Source organism: Paenibacillus aestuarii, assembly GCF_027789125.1.
Taxonomy (GTDB): Bacteria; Bacillota; Bacilli; order Paenibacillales; family NBRC-103111; genus Paenibacillus_E; species Paenibacillus_E aestuarii.
In genome coordinates this window covers 1-15698 of the sequence record NZ_JAQFVF010000024.1, presented here as the reverse complement: position 1 = coordinate 15698, position 15698 = coordinate 1, and the positions used below count along the sequence as shown (strand labels likewise).

The window sequence follows — 15698 nt, the reverse complement described above, 5'->3', positions numbered from 1 at the left end:
GCACTCCCATCCGCGCTGTAGTCCGGCTTTTCCCAATTGCAGCAGCCACGCCGCGCAATTTCCTCGCTGCAGTCCGGTTTCGCCGGACTGCAGGCAGGCTTGGTTTTGCGAGCGGCGTCCCCTTTGGGGCCCGGCAATTGGGTTTATCCGGACTACAGCGTCGCCGGCACTCCCATCCGCGCTGTAGTCCGGCTTTTCCCAATTGCAGCAGCCACGCCGCGCAATTTCCTCGCTGCAGTCCGGTTTCGCCGGACTGCAGGCTTGGTTTTGCGAGCGGCGTCCCCTTTGGGGCTCGGCAATTGGGTTTATCCGGACTACAGCGCTCGCCGGCACTCCCATCCGTGCTGTAGTCCGGCTTTTCCCAATTGCAGCAGCCACGCCGCGCAATTTCCTCGCTACAGTCCGGTTTCGCCGGACTGCAGGCTTGGATTTGCGAGCGGCGTCCCCTTTGGGGCTCGGCAATTGTGTTTATCCGGACTACAGCGCTCGCCCGCACTCCCATCCGCGCTGTAGTCCGGCTTTTCCCAATTGCAGCAGCCACGCCTGCGCAATTACCTCGCTGCAGTTCGGTTTCGCCGGACTGCAGGGGCAATTTTCGGGTTTATCCTTTGGATTAGCCGGCATTCCAATTAGGACAATTGGGGGAGAAGCAAGGGCAGCCTGAACTCCTCGAATCATCCAATATGCTCTGTTAGCCTCTAAGGTTGCCCCCTCTAGTAACGAACTGTTATTTTTAACATAATGGGACAATTATACATTTTTTTCTTGTGATTTCATCTTAATATATGATAATATTTTTATTAATTACCATATTATGTATAATATATCAGAATCTAATATATGGGCTGCGTGTGATGAGAGCATTATTGCTACGGCTAAAATTGCCAATCAAGAGGTTTCAAAAGTAAGAGCACTACCTGGTTTTAGTACACATACTGTAATTGCAAATACTAAGTTATAATTATACTTTAACTCTCACAAATGTAATAGGTTCAGGTGATACAAAGGTATTTACTGTAAATTATAATACGAATACCCCAAGTGGTTCAGGGAATGGTACGTTTAAGCTTCATATAAATAGTGTTTCTATCAATAGTACGGCCACTTCGGGGCTTTACAGTCCAGGAACTAAAAGTGCTGACAAAAGTACGAATGATCTTATTATTGTTACTACATTTCACAAAATCACTTATACGCATCCAGTTCTATCCAACAAAAAAGATTAACTTGTATGATGTTTCGTTAAGGAGTCAAGCGGGTGGAATTGTACAAGTCCAGTATTCTTATGTAGTAAATTAAAAGCCAATCGAGTGTGAATGCTTTGAAAAATAAACCTAAACAAAATATACTATTTTCTATCTTATTCCCTCTGATATTCATCGTGTCAGTTTATACACTTGGGACTACTTGAGCAAAAAAGATAGGTGACAAAAGTCATCTATCTTTTTTTTGTTGCGTTTTCATGTCTTAAAAAATCTTAGGTAATAATTGACATCATCCCAATTTAAATTAAAATTAAGGTATTACCTAACTATTTTAGCCTATACCTAAAATAATGATCGGAGTTTAGGGACCCATGATCAGATGGATGCTTAGGCACGTAATGGCAGAGCGGGGGATCTGGACAGGGGCGGCGCTCGCCCGCTTGCTGCTCGAGAAGTCCGATTATCGTTTATCCGCGCCTTCCATCAGCGCGTTGATTAACGAACAGCCCAAGCAAGTGAAAGCGGAGACCCTCGATGCGCTATGCACCGCACTGGCCTGCACGCCGGGCGATTTATGGGTGTTCACGCCGCAGGTAGAAGCGAAGGAGGCGAATCAGCGATGACACAGCGCACTATACTTCCGTTCGGAGATTCGATTCTAAGGAAGAAAGCAAGGCCGGTCACAGCTTTTGACGAGAAGCTGTTCAAGCTGCTGGATGATTTGGCGGACACGTTATATGCCAAAGAAGGGCGCGCCGGATTAGCCTCTCCACAGATCGGCATTTTGCGGCGGGTGGCCGTGATCGATGATGGCAGCGGGTTGATCGAACTGATTAACCCGGAGATTGTGGTGATGGACGGGGAGCAATTCGGTACAGAAGCATGTCTATCTTTTCCCGGTTATTTGGGGAATGTGAAACGGGCGCAAGCGGTGCAAATCCGCTTTAACAACCGCCTGGGAGAAGCTGTAGAGATGAAAGCCGAGGGCTTTCTTGCCCGCTGCATACAGCATGAAATCGATCATTTGGACGGCATCTTGTTTATCGATCATATGAAGGAGCCTTATCTTATTCACGAAAAAACGAAGCACCGCGTAAGTTTGATGGAGGCGCAACGTTTGACGCGAGCTTAATAGAACCGCTTATACCTCTAGATGAGGTGTAAGCGGTTTTTGTTTGCGCGGGAGCCAAATAGGAGGAATTACCAAAAGCGGCGATGATTACGCGCAAGTCAGATTTTGCATACTACTCCTATAGATGGAGGGTAAAGGAAGTGAGAGGATGGGAGAAGCTGCCGCCTTGTACTTGTACATCCGGCTGCGCCGGAGAGCTCGCGTTCGTAAAGGAAGACCTGTGCATTTATGTGATATCGCCCAGATGATTGCCCCGCCCGAATATGAGGACCGCTTGAATCGGCTTGTCATCCATCATCCGCAGCACGAAGACGGAAACCGCGTCCTCATTGACATGATGTTAATCGTGAAAAAAGTGAAGGAGCGCTGCCCGGAGCTGCAAATCGAACATTTTGGCGAGCCGCATGTGCTGCTGGAAATTTATTCGGATAATAAAAAGCCGAGTCCGCTTCTAATCGGTGTCGTCTGGCTGCTGCTGTTCATCGGCTCCGGACTGGCGATTATGAACTTTCATGCCGATGTCAGCATGCTGGAAGTGCACCAGCGCATTTATGAGCTGATGACAGGGAAGAAGGTCGAGCATCCGCTGATTTTGCAAATTCCGTACTCGATCGGGATCGGCGTGGGAATGGTCATTTTTTTCAATCACTTGTTTAAAAAGAAATTCAACGAAGAACCGAGTCCGCTGGAAGTGGAAATGTTCATGTATCAAGAGAATGTGAACCATTATGTGATTACGGAAGAGTACAGCAAAATCCATAAGGGAGACGACCTCAATTGATCTTGCAGCTGCTGGAAGCTGTGGTGACGGCTTTTATCGGCCTGGCTGGAGGGATTGCCGTAGGAAGCGGGATGGTGGCTTTCTTGGTCGTGCTGGACATTATCCCGCGCCTGGCCCAGCTCACTCGGTCTTTTAAACAGATACATGCCTATGAGGCCGCTGTCGTACTCGGTTCACTTGTGTTTACTTGGGTGGATTTTGCCCATATGAATTTGCATGCTTTTCCGCTGGGGGCGGCTTTCGTCGGATTATTCGCTGGCTGCTTCGTCGGGATGCTCGCAGCAGCGCTGACAGAAATTGTGAATGTCCTGCCGATTTTGGCCAAGCGGGTCGGGATGGATTCCTATATGATCGTCTTGCTTATGGCGATGATTTTTGGCAAAGTCATCGGTTCGTTGTTTGAGTGGCTGTTCTATTAGGCGCTAAGCGACAAAAGTTATACGGATAATGAGGGAGGGTCTTAGGTGAAAGTAATTGTGAAAACTGATGCCGAGGAGAAGGGCGAGAAGAAAGCCGCTGAAGTGGAAGGTCAGCAGCAGGAGCAGAAGCTGGCCATTGATGAACATGGCAATCTGACCCCGTACAATCCGGAAACAGAGTTGACCGCGGAAGAAAAAGCGTTGAAAGTACAAGAGGACATTCCTTCGCGAATCAAGGATGTGCAGCGGGTCCTGGAAGAGCGCGTCGGACTGAATAAAAGCTTCGATCTCGTGTTCAGAGAGATGGTGTTCGGTTCCAAGCGGGTTGCGTTCTTCTTCTGCAATGGCTTTTCCAAAGATACCGTCGTGACCGATATAATGACCCGGTTGTCTTATGCGGGCGATGATTCGGTGGCTCACCATACGGTGAAATCTTTTATGGAATATCTGATTCCGCATATTCAAGTCAAAGAATACGCCAAAATGTCCGAGATTGTCGGCCAAGTCCTTATGGGGGGCACGGCGATATTCATCGAAGGCGAAACATCGGCGATTGCGGTTGATGCCAAAAGCTTTCCCGCTCGCTCTACGGAAGAGCCCGACCTGGAACGGGTCGTTCGCGGCTCGCGCGACGGCTTCGTAGAAACGCTGCTGATCAACGTCACCCTCGTCAGACGCAGGCTGCGGGATGAGCGCTTGAAGCTGGAAATCGTCGAGGTCGGCGACCGCACTAAAACGGATGTCTGTATCGGATATATTTCAGATATCGCAGACTCCACGCTGGTGGAATCGGTCAGGGATAAAATCAAGCAGGTGAAAATCGACGGATTGCCGCTAGGCGATAAGCAGTTGGAGGAGGCCATTATCAACAAAGGCTGGAACCCGTACCCGATGGTTCGCTACTCGGAGCGGCCGGACGTTGTCTCCGCTCACATGCTGGAAGGCCATGTCTGCGTATTTGTTGATACTTCGCCGAGCGTGATGATTTTGCCGACGACTTTCTTCCATCATGTGCAGCATGCTGAAGAGTATCGGCAGACGCCGCTCATCGGCACGTACCTGCGCTGGGTGCGCTTCGCCGGCATCGCCGCCTCGATCTTCCTGCTGCCGCTCTGGTACCTGATGGTCATGGAACCATCGTTGAAGCCGGCAGGCTTAGAGTTTCTCGGCCCGCAAAAACAAGGCACGCTGCCGCTGCTCGTTCAGTTCCTGCTCGCCGATATCGGCATCGATCTGATGCGCATGGCGGCTGTTCATACGCCGACACCACTGGCAACCGCGATGGGCTTGGTCGCGGCGATTATGATCGGCGACATCGCCGTCAAAACCGGCCTCTTCATCAACGAGGTGATCCTGTACCTGGCGCTGGCGTCGATCGGCATGTTCGCCACACCGAGCTATGAGCTCGGTCTCGCCAACCGGATCACGAGGCTGGTGCTGCTCGTCATCGTTTCCATCTTTAACGTGCCGGGGCTTATCGTCGGCGGTACCGTTTGGTTGCTATGGCTGGCGACGCGTCGTTCCTTCAACTCGCCATATATGTGGCCGTTAATTCCGTTCAACGCCAAAAGCTTCTTCGCCATCCTGCTGCGGCGGCCCGTACTTGCCAGCAAAACAAGGCTGAGTCTGACGAAGCCGGTTGACGGGACCCGACAACCTGAATAAGCCCACGCAAAAAGGACTGGCAGAGGCCATGTCCTTTTTGCTTTCTTATCGAAAGAGCTTATTGTCAAAAGCGCTTTCCTTATGGTACTTTTAATAGAAATGCTTATAAAATGCGCTACGGAATATACGACAGCAAATGGCAAAGTCATGTTCAGGAAAAGGGGAAACCAAAGCTATGTATTTACACGGTACAAGTAAAATTAACGATCAAGGCCACCTCGAAATCGGCGGTGTCGACGCGACGAAGCTGGTTGCCGAATATGGCTCACCCTTATATGTGTACGATGAGGCGCTGATTCGCACGCGCTGCAGAGAATTTGTAGAAGCTTTCCAAGCGTCAGGCTTCAAATATCAAGTCGCTTATGCCAGCAAAGCGTTCTGCGTCATGGCCATGTGCCGCATCGTGAGCGAAGAAGGCATGTCGCTGGATGTCGTGTCCGACGGCGAACTGTACACAGCGCTGCAAGCGGGCTTCCCAGCCGAGCGCATCCACTTCCACGGCAATAACAAAACGCCGGAAGAGATTGCCATGGCGATTGACGCCAAGATTGGCTGCTTTGTTGTCGATAACTTTATCGAGCTGCATTTGCTCAATGAGATTGCCAGTGAGAAGCGTCAGAAAGTCAAAATTTTATTGCGTATTACCCCTGGCGTTGAGGCGCATACGCATGAATATATTTCCACAGGCCAAATGGATTCCAAATTCGGCTTCGATTTGGGCAACGGTTCCGCTCTCCGCGCCGTTCAGGAGTCTATACAGCTGAGTCATATCGAGCTGCTTGGGGTGCATTCCCACATCGGCTCACAAATTTTTGAAGTGGAAGGCTTCTATATTGCCGCTGAAAAAGTAGCCGGTTTTGCCGTGCAAGTGCGTCAAGAACTCGGGTTTACGTTCAAAGTGATCAATCTTGGCGGCGGTTTCGGGATTCGCTATGTGGAAGGCGATACACCTCTTTCCGTAGCGGCTTATGTGAAAGCAATTACCGACGCCATTAAAATCAACTTTACCAAAAATGATTACCCGCTGCCTGAGATCTGGGTAGAACCAGGCCGCAGCATCGTCGGGGATGCAGGGACGACGTTATATACGGTCGGTACGACCAAAGAAATTCCCGGCGTGCGCAAATATGTAGCCGTCGATGGCGGTATGACGGATAACCCGCGCCCAGCACTCTATGAAGCCGTATACGAAGCGATGCTGGCTAACCGGGCTACGGAAGCGCCGGAAGAGCTGGTATCGATTGCCGGCAAATGCTGTGAGAGCGGCGATATGCTCATCTGGGATTTGAAGCTGCCGCAAGTGAAGGCCGGGGATGTCCTGGCCGTATCCTGCACAGGGGCTTACAACTACTCGATGGCCAGCAATTATAACCGGATTCGCCGCCCTGCGGTCGTATTCGTCAAGGATGGGCAAAGCGATCTCGTCGTGAAACGGGAATCGTATGCGGACATCGTCGGCAATGACGTCGTTCCAGCCCGCATGAACCAAGTCAGCAGCACGGTATAAGCCGTATAAAGACGGCTCCTTTCGGATATAGTAAAGTTCGTTGAACCGAACCTACCTATGACGTAAGGAGATTACAAACAATGGCCAAAAGCAAAAATCAGCAGGAAGCTCACGGGATCGGGCAGGTCGAAGACCAACTGAACAACCAGGCGCAAGCCGCTGAGCAGATGCAAGGATTGAATGCCGTGGATCAGAGCGTTCAGGAAGCCGCACAGAACATGCACAGCGAATCGTTGGACGAAGTCATGGAACGTGAAACCACATAACTTGTAAACCGCCGGATTCTACAAGGATCCGGCGGTTTTTTATGCGCCATATCGAAGAAGGTTTGTGAAATCCAAGCTTTCATAGTAGAATAGGAACATATTGTCTAAAGGAGTGGACCACTAATGGCCAAACAAGCAAAAATTAAACTAGCCGGTGGCGGCGAAGTCGTCATCGATCTTTTTGAGCAAGATGCTCCGAATACGGTAGCGAACTTCGAGAAACTTGCAAATTCCGGTTTCTACAATGGACTTGTATTCCACCGTGTTATCCCAGGTTTCGTTGCTCAAGGCGGTTGCCCGAACGGAACAGGTACTGGCGGTCCTGGTTACCAAATCAACTGTGAAATCAACCCGAACAAACATGAGCGCGGCACACTCGCTATGGCACATGCTGGCCGTAACACAGGCGGCAGCCAGTTCTACATCTGCTACGCACCGCAACCGCACCTGGATGGACAACATACTGTATTCGGTAAAGTTGTCAAAGGTATGGAGTTGGTAGATGCTTTCAAAGGCAGAGATTTGATGGAAAAAGTAGAAGTTGTAGAAGCGTAATGTAGCGCTGAATCTTACAACTTGACTGAAGGCGTATCCTCGCAAGCATGGTTGCATGCGAAGAGGACAAGCTGCGAATAAGGAGCTAAGCTTGGAATGAAGCGGCCCCCAGATGGTTAGGATCGTCTAACATTTGGAGGTATCGTTCGTTCCAGGTTTGGCTCCTTTTTTTTTGGTCAAAACTGACATTAGGGACAAGCTGATCTTGCTTTTTTTGCTTTTTGATGGTAAGTTGATACAATGGTAAGCTGTTGGAGCCCATATCGTTCCAACGTTTATCAACCTTCGGGGCGTGGTGAAATTCCACACCGGCGGTGATACGACCCAGAGACCTAGATGGTCTCGGATCGTTCAGTCCGTGACCCGTTTTGAAGCTCAGCGGCACCTGACAACAGCTTCGCTACGGCTGACCCGGTGTAAATCCGGGACCGACAGTATAGTCTGGATGGGAGAAGGAGAACGCGATCACTTGATTCGCTAGTATGTATGTACATTTTTTCACATGAACAACAAAATTCGGCGGGTCTGTCTTTTTTTGAAGCAGCGGGTGCCGGGTGTTGTTTGATGTGCAAAAATGTCGTGCTGGCCGAAGCTTTTTCGTGTACCCTAAAAATCTCTTGCCCCTATCCAACAGCGGATGGGGCTTTTTTGCTTTTCATGACCCTTTTGGAAGAGGTGGTGAGCGGCATGCAACTGCTCAATGATGAAGCTTACATGCGGCTTGCGCTGCAGCTGGCGCAGAGCGCATTAGGTCAAACGGGCGTTAATCCAGTGGTCGGCTGCGTCCTGGTGAAAGACGGGCGCATCGTCGGAATGGGCGCGCATTTAAAGCGCGGCCATGGGCATGCGGAAGTGCTTGCCTTGCAGATGGCAGGCGAAGAAGCCAGAGGCAGCACGGCCTACGTCACGCTAGAGCCGTGCAGCCATTACGGGAAGACGCCACCCTGCAGCGACCGGCTTATCGAAGCCGGCGTCGCGCGTGTCGTCGTTGCCGGTACAGATCCGAACCCGCAGGTAGCGGGAAGCGGGATCGCGAAGCTGCGGGACCGCGGTATCGATGTCACCGTGGGGCTGCTTGAAGCGGAAGCCTCGGCGATGAACGAGGTGTTCAACAAGTACATCGTCACACGCATGCCGTTCGTGACGTTGAAGTCGGCGAGCACGCTGGATGGCAAGATTGCCTCCAAAACCGGCGACAGCAAGTGGATCACGTCCGAGGCGTCGCGCGCCTTTGTGCATACCCTGCGTCACCGGCACCAGGGGATCATGGTCGGCGCAGGCACGGTCATCGCCGATGATCCGCTGCTGAGCGCGCGCGGTGACGTGCCGGCTGTGCAGCCGGTACGGATCGTCGCAGACTCGCTCCTGCGCATTCCGCTGGACGCCCGCGTGCTCCAGGAGCAGGACCGTCAGCCGACGATCCTGCTCGCGAGCGCACAGGCGCCCGCTGAACGGCGCGCCGCGATGGAAGCGCGCGGCGTGCAAGTGCTCACCTGCGGCGACGGCCCGCAGGTGGATCTGACACTCGCCATGCAGAAGCTTGGCGAGCTGGAGATCGGCTCCATCCTCTTAGAGGGTGGAGGCCAATTGGGCGGCGCCATGCTGGAGCGGCGCCTATTGGATAAGGTGGTGCTGATGTATGCGCCGAAAATTATCGGCGGCGGCAGCGCAGCACCAGCGAACCTAAGCTTCGCCGGCTTTGCGAAGATGGCGGAGGCGATCACCCTCGATCGTGTGCAGGTCGAGACGATCGGACCGGATATATGCGTGACGGGCTATCCGGTATACGCGTAAACCGGCGTTGGAAGGAAGGGAGAGGTAAGCATGTTTACCGGAATTATTGAAGAAATCGGCCACATGCGCCGCATTCATAGTCAAGGGCAGGCGATGGTGCTGACGATCAGCGCTAGGAAGATACTGGAAGACGTTCATCTTGGCGACAGCATTGCCGTCAACGGGGTATGTCTGACCGTCATTGCTTTTGACGCGGATTCCTTCTCCGTCGATGTGATGCCGGAGACGTTTCGCAAGACGAACTTGCGCAAACTGCAGAACGGCACCCGCGTCAATTTGGAGCGCGCGATGCCAGCGAACGGCCGCTTCGGCGGTCACATCGTGCAAGGGCATGTGGATACGACGGCTACGATCGTATCCCGCGTGCCGGAAGAAAATGCGGTTGTCTTCCGGTTCGAACCGGAGAATCCCAGCATTTTCAAATATATACTCGCCGGAGGCTCGATCACGATCGATGGCATCAGCTTGACGGTTGTCAGTGTAAGCGAGCGCGATGCATCCGTGTCGATTATTCCGCACACGCTGGCGCAAACCGTACTCAATGATAAAAAGGCCGGCGATACCGTCAACATTGAATGTGACGTATTAGGCAAATACATGGAGCGTTTGCTCGGTTTTCATGCGCCTGCAGAAACGGGCGGTAAGCGGCAAGGCGCTTTAACAGCGAGCTTTCTAGCCGAGCATGGATTCATGTGAAGGAGGGGTGAACATGGCAGAGATTCGATTCAATCTTATTGATGATGCTATTCAAGATCTGATGCAAGGGAAAGTCATCATCGTTGTCGATGATGAGGACCGTGAGAACGAGGGGGATTTCATTGCGCTGTCCGAAAAAGCAACCCCTGAAGTCATTAATTTTATGATCAAGGAAGGTAGAGGGCTTGTCTGTGTGCCGATTACGGAAGAGCGCGCGCAGGAGCTGGATTTGCCGCCGATGGTAGCGCGTAACACCGATTATCACGGAACGGCTTTCACCGTATCTGTCGATCATATCGAGACTAGTACCGGCATTTCCGCGCATGAGCGCTCGCAGACGGTGCAGGCGCTGATCAGTTCGCGGACGAGGCCGCAGGACTTCCGCAGACCGGGTCACATTTTTCCGCTGATTGCCAAAAAGGGCGGCGTGCTGCGCAGGGCGGGTCACACGGAGGCGGCTATCGATCTGGCTAGAATGTGCGGCTCCTATCCTTCCGCAGTAATCTGCGAAGTGATCAAGGAAGACGGTACGATGGCCCGCGTTCCGGATCTGATGGAGATTGCAGCCAAGCATGACCTCCGCATTATTACGATCCAGGATATGATTCATTACCGGAATCAGAAGGAGAAGCTGGTAGAACGCGAAGTGGAAGTAAACCTGCCGACCGACTATGGCACGTTCCGGGCTATCGCTTATACGAACCAACTGGATCAGAAGGAGCATGTCGCACTGGTGAAAGGGACGATTGACCCGGAAAAGCCGACGCTCGTGCGCGTGCATTCCGAATGCTTAACCGGCGATGTCTTCCATTCACACCGCTGTGATTGCGGCCCTCAGCTTGCCGCCGCATTAAAACAGATTGATGAAGAAGGCGCTGGTGTATTATTATATATGCGACAGGAAGGCCGTGGCATTGGTTTAATTAATAAATTGAAAGCTTACGTGCTGCAGGAGCAGGGATTGGATACGGTCGAGGCGAATATAAAGCTTGGCTTTGCTCCGGATCTTCGTGATTACGGGATCGGCGCGCAAATCTTAAAAGATTTGGGCATCACCCAGCTTCGCCTGCTAACGAATAATCCGCGCAAAATCAAAGGTCTGGAAGGCTACGGCCTGGAGGTTGTCGAACGTGTGCCCATTCAAATGGAGGGCAAGGAACATAACTACGAGTATTTGCGAACCAAAAAAAATAAACTTGGACATATGCTAGAATTCCACGATTCCGGAAGCGGCATTTAAATAGTGAAAGGGAGTAACTGAACATGGCAAAAATTTATGAAGGTCACTTAGTCTCGCAAAATTTAAAATATGGTATCGTTGTTGGTCGTTTTAACGAATTTATTACATCCAGATTGCTTGGCGGGGCGCAAGACGCCTTGAAACGCCATGGCGTTCAGGAAGATGAAGTGGAAATCGCATGGGTGCCTGGCGCTTTCGAAATTCCTTTGATTGCCCAGAAGATGGCAGAGAGTGGAAAATACGACGCCGTCATTACCCTTGGCACAGTCATCCGCGGTTCCACACCACACTTTGATTACGTGTGCAGTGAAGTGGCGAAAGGCGTATCGGCGATCAACCTGAAGACAGGCGTACCTACCGTGTTCGGCGTCCTGACGACCGATTCGATTGAACAAGCAGTCGAGCGCGCGGGCACGAAAGCCGGCAACAAGGGCTGGGAAGCTGCTGTCACAGCGATTGAAATGGCGAATCTGACCAAACAATTCAGCTCCTAATGCTGGCTTACTTCCATCTGGAGACGCTGCTGCCCAGGCTGTTCGCCTTCTTGATCGCCATGACGTTTCATGATGCGGCTCACGCAGGCGCAGCCTGGCTGCTCGGCGATCGGACAGCACGGGAGAATCATAGACTATCGCTAAACCCCTTGGCTCATTTAGATGCCTTGGGGCTAGCGATGATTGTCTTCGGACCTTACGGTTGGTCCAAACGGATCCCGGTAGATCCTGCCCGATTCCGCTGGCGGCCGAAGCTGTCGAACACACTCGTTTATGCCGCAGGCCCTTTTATGAATCTGCTGCTTGTCTTACTATTCTGGTGGCTTTACTTTTTCTTGCCTTCCTTATTCGGAGGCAGCCCGGAGTCCGTTACGATTGAAGAGTGGCGGGTTTATCTGCAGTATTGTATAATTGTGAATTTGCTGATTGGTCTCATTCATCTGCTGCCGTTATATCCATTAGACGGTTGGTACATACTACGTGGTCTCTTTTCAGATCGTAATCAAGGCTGGTTTACCCGCAATGAACGCTATGGATTGCTGCTTGTTCTTATTTTGATGATTACACCGCTTGGTCAATGGGGGCTTGCACATATTTACCCGATGGCTGCGCACTTGGTAATGAATATATTTGCACTATGACAAGGGGGGAACGAAATGAAAGTCACATATAAACTGGAAGCGTTTGAAGGCCCCCTTGATCTGTTGCTGCATTTAATAGATAAAAACGAACTTGATATTTATAATATTCCGATTAAAGAAATTACCGATCAATATTTAGCATTTGTCCAGGCGATGCAAGAATTGGAGCTTGAAGTCACGAGCGAGTTTCTCGTCATGGCTGCCACGCTGCTGTCCATTAAGAGCAAGATGCTGCTGCCAAAACCGCCGGTGATCGAATTTGACGACGACTATTACGATGAATATGATGATGATTTAGACCCGCGCGCTGAGCTCGTCGCCAAGCTGATCGAATACCGCAAATACAAGTCCATTGCGGACATGCTGAGGGACAAAGAAGTGGAGCGGAGTCTGGTCTATACTCGCGAGCCGGAGGATTTGACACCGTTCATGCCCGTTATGCAGGAGAATCCGGTTGAAGGGCTGGAAATCGCGGATTTGCTGTTTGCATTTCAGAAAACGCTGCGAAAAATGGTGAATCGCAATGTGATCGCCAAAATTCGCCGCGATGAAATATCCGTTAAAGACCGTATGCATGAAGTGGTCGATATGCTCATAGCGAAAGGCGGCAAGCTGCTATTTTCCAAATTGTTTGATTATGAAATGACACGTGAGGAAGTCGTTGTGACCTTCCTTGCTCTATTAGAACTCATGAAGATGAAAAAAATTGTGTGCTTCCAGCATCAGCTGTTCGAAGACATTGTCATCCATGCGAAAGAGGAGGATTCTGACCTTGACGCTCAATTTTCAACAAGTGAAATCCATTATTGAAGGCCTGCTCTTCGCGTCAGGCGACGAAGGGTTGGATGCCAAGCAACTGGCTGAGGTGTTGGAACTCGACGTATATTTGGTCCGCGATTTGGTCGTGGAAATGAAAAAAGATTTCAAACGCAAAGGCCGCGGGATTCAGATCGTGGAAGTGGCCGGCTCTTATCAATTGACTACATTAGCCGAACATGCGCCTTACTTTGAACGGCTTGCCTATACACCTTCGCGCTCGTCCTTGTCGCAAGCGGCACTTGAAACGCTGTCTATTATCGCGTACAAGCAGCCGATTACGAGGGTTGAGATCGAGGAGATCCGCGGCGTAAAATGCGATCGGGCGCTGCAGACGCTTACTGCCAAAGATTTGATCGAGGAAGTCGGACGGGCTGAAGCCGTGGGCCGACCGATCTTGTACGGGACATCGCGAGCGTTCCTGGAATATTTTGGGCTCGATAACATTTCGGAACTGCCGGATTCAACGACGATTCAAGAAAGCTTCGATTTGGAAGAAGAGACGCGGATGCTCTTCGACAGGCTGGGCGACGATCAGAAGCAAATTACATTTGAAGATATGGACCGGGCGATCTCCGGTGAGGATTAATGCATTTCATTTCCTTTTCAAGGTCATACTACTCCATGACAGGAAGATTTCTTCTTGTTATGGAGTTTTTTTGCATGCAGGTCGGGCAATTTGGGAGACGTTGAGGTTTAGGAGGGACATGCGCGTTGTTTTGGATAGGTTTGATTGTTATCGTGATTGTGATCTTGCTTGTAATCTCGATGTTTAGCTTTATCCAAGGCGAGTTTTACTTTTCGCGGGTGAAGGATAATGATACGCTAACTGTTGAGATGAAAGCTTTGTTCGGGCTCATCCGCTACCGGTACTCGGTGCCGATTATCGAATTTAAAGGCTTTGCCAAGGGAATTATGATTAAATCCGAGCATGTGGATGACAACAAGTCCGTGCTTAAAGATGAAACCAAGGACCATGTGACCAAGGAAAAAGTCATGGAGTTTTTCAATAAAGCGAAGATTGCTTTGGTGAACACGCTCCATTTTTATGATTGGTTTAAACAGACATTAGCCAAGGTCGAACTGACCGAATTGAAGTGGGTGACGCGCATTGGCGTCGGCGACGCTCCGGAAACGGCAATCACAACGGGAGCGATCTGGGGCATTAAGTCTTCGTTAATTGGCTTCGGCATTAAGTTCATCCAACTAAAGACGAAGCCGCGGATCGATGTCGTGCCGCAATATAATGCGCCGCAATTTTCGACGGAGATGCGGATCGGCGGGCGCATTCGCTTGTGGAACGTGATGTTCTCCGGAATCCGTTTGATTGCGCGGGCAGCGAAGATCAAGGGCGGTATCCGCACTTGGTACCAACTCCTCATCAAAGCTCGAACGAAAACGGCTGTATGAAGATGTACATAACGATAAACGTGTGAGGGTACGCTAAGGAAGAACGATGATAGCTTTTTTAGGAGGGAGATTATCCAGATGTCCGAACATCCGATTCAAGGTCTAATGAAAGTTGCTATGGAAAATATTAAAGAAATGGTCGACGTGAACACGATTGTCGGCGATCCTGTGGAGACTCCAGATGGAAGTGTAATTATGCCGATCAGTAAAGTCGGTTTTGGCTTCGCTGCAGGCGGCAGTGAGTTCGTGACCGACTCTGAGATCGAGATTGACGGCGGCACGATGAATAAGCACGACGCGATGAACGCGAAAGTCGCTTTGCCGTTCGGCGGCGGTAGCGGCGGCGGGGTGTCGATCACACCGATTGCGTTCCTGGTCGTCGGCAAAGGTGGCGTGAAGGTTGTGCCGCTTGATAATCAAACGCACATTCTGGAACGTCTCATTGACTCCGCGCCGCAGGTGGTGGATAAGATTCAAGGCATGCTGAAAGGCATGGGCGCGAAAACGAGCACGTTTAACGCGTCGACATCTACTTCTGCATCGACGCCGATAACGAACGTTGAAAATCAAAATTTCATCGTGTAAAGGGAAAGCTGTCCTTGAGGACAGCTTTTTTGCTGTTGCTAGCTTGTGGCGGTGAGTGGGGGAGCTCTAGGTGCTTAGGAAGCGAGAGTAATAGTAGGTATCAAGCGGAGTGTATGCTGTTGCTGTAGACCGGATTAGCCCAACTAAATGCAGTCTGAAGCCGTGATGTGTGGCTGTAGTCAGGATTTGCCTACTTAGCGTGCATGTTTTGGCCTGTGGACCGCGATTATGACTCTGCAATTGGGCAAAATCGGACTGCAGGGTGCTCGGGAGGAGAGTCGGCAGCTGTAATTGGGCGAAATCGGACTGCAGGGTGCTCGGGAGTAGAGTCGGCAGCTGCAATTGGGCAAAATCGGACTGCAGGGTGCTCGGGAGGAGAGTCGGCAGCTGCAATTGGGCAAAATCGGACTGCAGGGTGCTCGGGAGGAGAGTCGGCAGCTGCAATTGGGCGAAATCGGACTGCAGGGTGCTCGGGAGGAGAGTCGGCAGCTG

At 51.1% G+C, this 15698-nt stretch carries 19 protein-coding genes and 1 riboswitch; of the genes, 17 read left to right on the top strand and 2 right to left on the bottom strand.

What is annotated here, in order from left to right; genetic code table 11:
* On the bottom strand, positions 1 to 378 hold a 378-nt coding region (locus O9139_RS10805), incomplete at its 3' end, for a hypothetical protein (RefSeq protein ID WP_270879485.1).
* A gap of 1198 nt (positions 379 to 1576) precedes the next feature.
* Between O9139_RS10805 and O9139_RS10800 the strand changes: the two genes are divergently transcribed.
* The 17 genes from O9139_RS10800 to ytfJ all read left to right on the top strand — a co-directional run bounded on the left by O9139_RS10800 (position 1577) and on the right by ytfJ (position 15206).
* The gene (locus O9139_RS10800; protein WP_270879484.1) at positions 1577 to 1828 is read left to right on the top strand and encodes a helix-turn-helix domain-containing protein; all 252 of its coding nucleotides are present in this window, start codon (positions 1577 to 1579) and stop codon (positions 1826 to 1828) included.
* The gene (def, locus tag O9139_RS10795) at positions 1825 to 2337 is read left to right on the top strand and encodes a peptide deformylase (RefSeq protein ID WP_270879483.1); all 513 of its coding nucleotides are present in this window, start codon (positions 1825 to 1827) and stop codon (positions 2335 to 2337) included. Before O9139_RS10800 ends, def begins: the two co-directional genes overlap by 4 nt.
* 148 nt (positions 2338 to 2485) lie before the next feature.
* Complete coding sequence (locus O9139_RS10790) at positions 2486 to 3118, top strand: stage V sporulation protein AA (RefSeq protein WP_270879482.1); 633 nt, start codon at positions 2486 to 2488, stop codon at positions 3116 to 3118.
* A complete protein-coding gene (locus O9139_RS10785; RefSeq protein WP_377524300.1) occupies positions 3118 to 3537 on the top strand; it encodes a stage V sporulation protein AB in 420 nt (139 codons plus the stop codon). The genes O9139_RS10790 and O9139_RS10785 overlap by 1 nt, the downstream gene beginning before the upstream one ends.
* 54 nt (positions 3538 to 3591) lie before the next feature.
* Positions 3592 to 5202 (top strand): spore germination protein, encoded by a 1611-nt coding sequence (locus tag O9139_RS10780; protein ID WP_408638359.1) that lies wholly within the window; start codon positions 3592 to 3594, stop codon positions 5200 to 5202.
* Positions 5203 to 5377: 175 nt separating this feature from the next.
* Entirely contained in the window at positions 5378 to 6709 is a 1332-nt protein-coding gene (gene lysA / locus O9139_RS10775; protein WP_270879481.1) for a diaminopimelate decarboxylase, read from the top strand.
* Between the two features lie 80 nt (positions 6710 to 6789).
* The gene (locus O9139_RS10770; protein WP_270879480.1) at positions 6790 to 6975 is read left to right on the top strand and encodes a hypothetical protein; all 186 of its coding nucleotides are present in this window, start codon (positions 6790 to 6792) and stop codon (positions 6973 to 6975) included.
* Positions 6976 to 7098: 123 nt separating this feature from the next.
* Positions 7099 to 7530, top strand: a complete 432-nt coding sequence (locus O9139_RS10765; protein WP_270879479.1) for a peptidylprolyl isomerase — start codon at positions 7099 to 7101, stop codon at positions 7528 to 7530.
* A gap of 277 nt (positions 7531 to 7807) precedes the next feature.
* A riboswitch (FMN riboswitch) is annotated at positions 7808 to 7991 on the top strand.
* Between the two features lie 226 nt (positions 7992 to 8217).
* Complete coding sequence (ribD, locus tag O9139_RS10760) at positions 8218 to 9324, top strand: bifunctional diaminohydroxyphosphoribosylaminopyrimidine deaminase/5-amino-6-(5-phosphoribosylamino)uracil reductase RibD (RefSeq protein WP_270879486.1); 1107 nt, start codon at positions 8218 to 8220, stop codon at positions 9322 to 9324.
* 30 nt (positions 9325 to 9354) lie between these two features.
* Positions 9355 to 10020: a riboflavin synthase gene (gene ribE, locus O9139_RS10755; RefSeq protein WP_270879478.1), complete on the top strand. Its 666-nt coding sequence runs from the start codon at positions 9355 to 9357 to the stop codon at positions 10018 to 10020.
* A 13-nt stretch (positions 10021 to 10033) separates the two neighbouring features.
* The gene (locus O9139_RS10750; RefSeq protein WP_270879477.1) at positions 10034 to 11260 is read left to right on the top strand and encodes a bifunctional 3,4-dihydroxy-2-butanone-4-phosphate synthase/GTP cyclohydrolase II; all 1227 of its coding nucleotides are present in this window, start codon (positions 10034 to 10036) and stop codon (positions 11258 to 11260) included.
* Positions 11261 to 11283: 23 nt separating this feature from the next.
* The gene (gene ribH / locus O9139_RS10745) at positions 11284 to 11754 is read left to right on the top strand and encodes a 6,7-dimethyl-8-ribityllumazine synthase (protein ID WP_270879476.1); all 471 of its coding nucleotides are present in this window, start codon (positions 11284 to 11286) and stop codon (positions 11752 to 11754) included.
* Complete coding sequence (locus tag O9139_RS10740; RefSeq protein ID WP_270879475.1) at positions 11754 to 12395, top strand: site-2 protease family protein; 642 nt, start codon at positions 11754 to 11756, stop codon at positions 12393 to 12395. Before ribH ends, O9139_RS10740 begins: the two co-directional genes overlap by 1 nt.
* Before the next feature lie 15 nt (positions 12396 to 12410).
* Positions 12411 to 13205: a segregation and condensation protein A gene (locus O9139_RS10735; protein WP_270879474.1), complete on the top strand. Its 795-nt coding sequence runs from the start codon at positions 12411 to 12413 to the stop codon at positions 13203 to 13205.
* Positions 13168 to 13800, top strand: coding sequence for an SMC-Scp complex subunit ScpB (gene scpB, locus O9139_RS10730; protein ID WP_270879473.1), 633 nt, complete (start codon positions 13168 to 13170; stop codon positions 13798 to 13800). Before O9139_RS10735 ends, scpB begins: the two co-directional genes overlap by 38 nt.
* Positions 13801 to 13925: 125 nt before the next feature.
* A complete protein-coding gene (locus O9139_RS10725; protein WP_270879472.1) occupies positions 13926 to 14621 on the top strand; it encodes a DUF2953 domain-containing protein in 696 nt (231 codons plus the stop codon).
* Positions 14622 to 14699: 78 nt separating this feature from the next.
* Complete coding sequence (gene ytfJ / locus O9139_RS10720) at positions 14700 to 15206, top strand: GerW family sporulation protein (RefSeq protein ID WP_270879471.1); 507 nt, start codon at positions 14700 to 14702, stop codon at positions 15204 to 15206.
* Positions 15207 to 15272: 66 nt separating this feature from the next.
* On the opposite strand, the gene O9139_RS10715 is transcribed toward ytfJ, so the two are convergent.
* Positions 15273 to 15698 (bottom strand): hypothetical protein (locus O9139_RS10715; protein ID WP_270879470.1); only part of this gene is annotated, 426 nt, incomplete at its 5' end.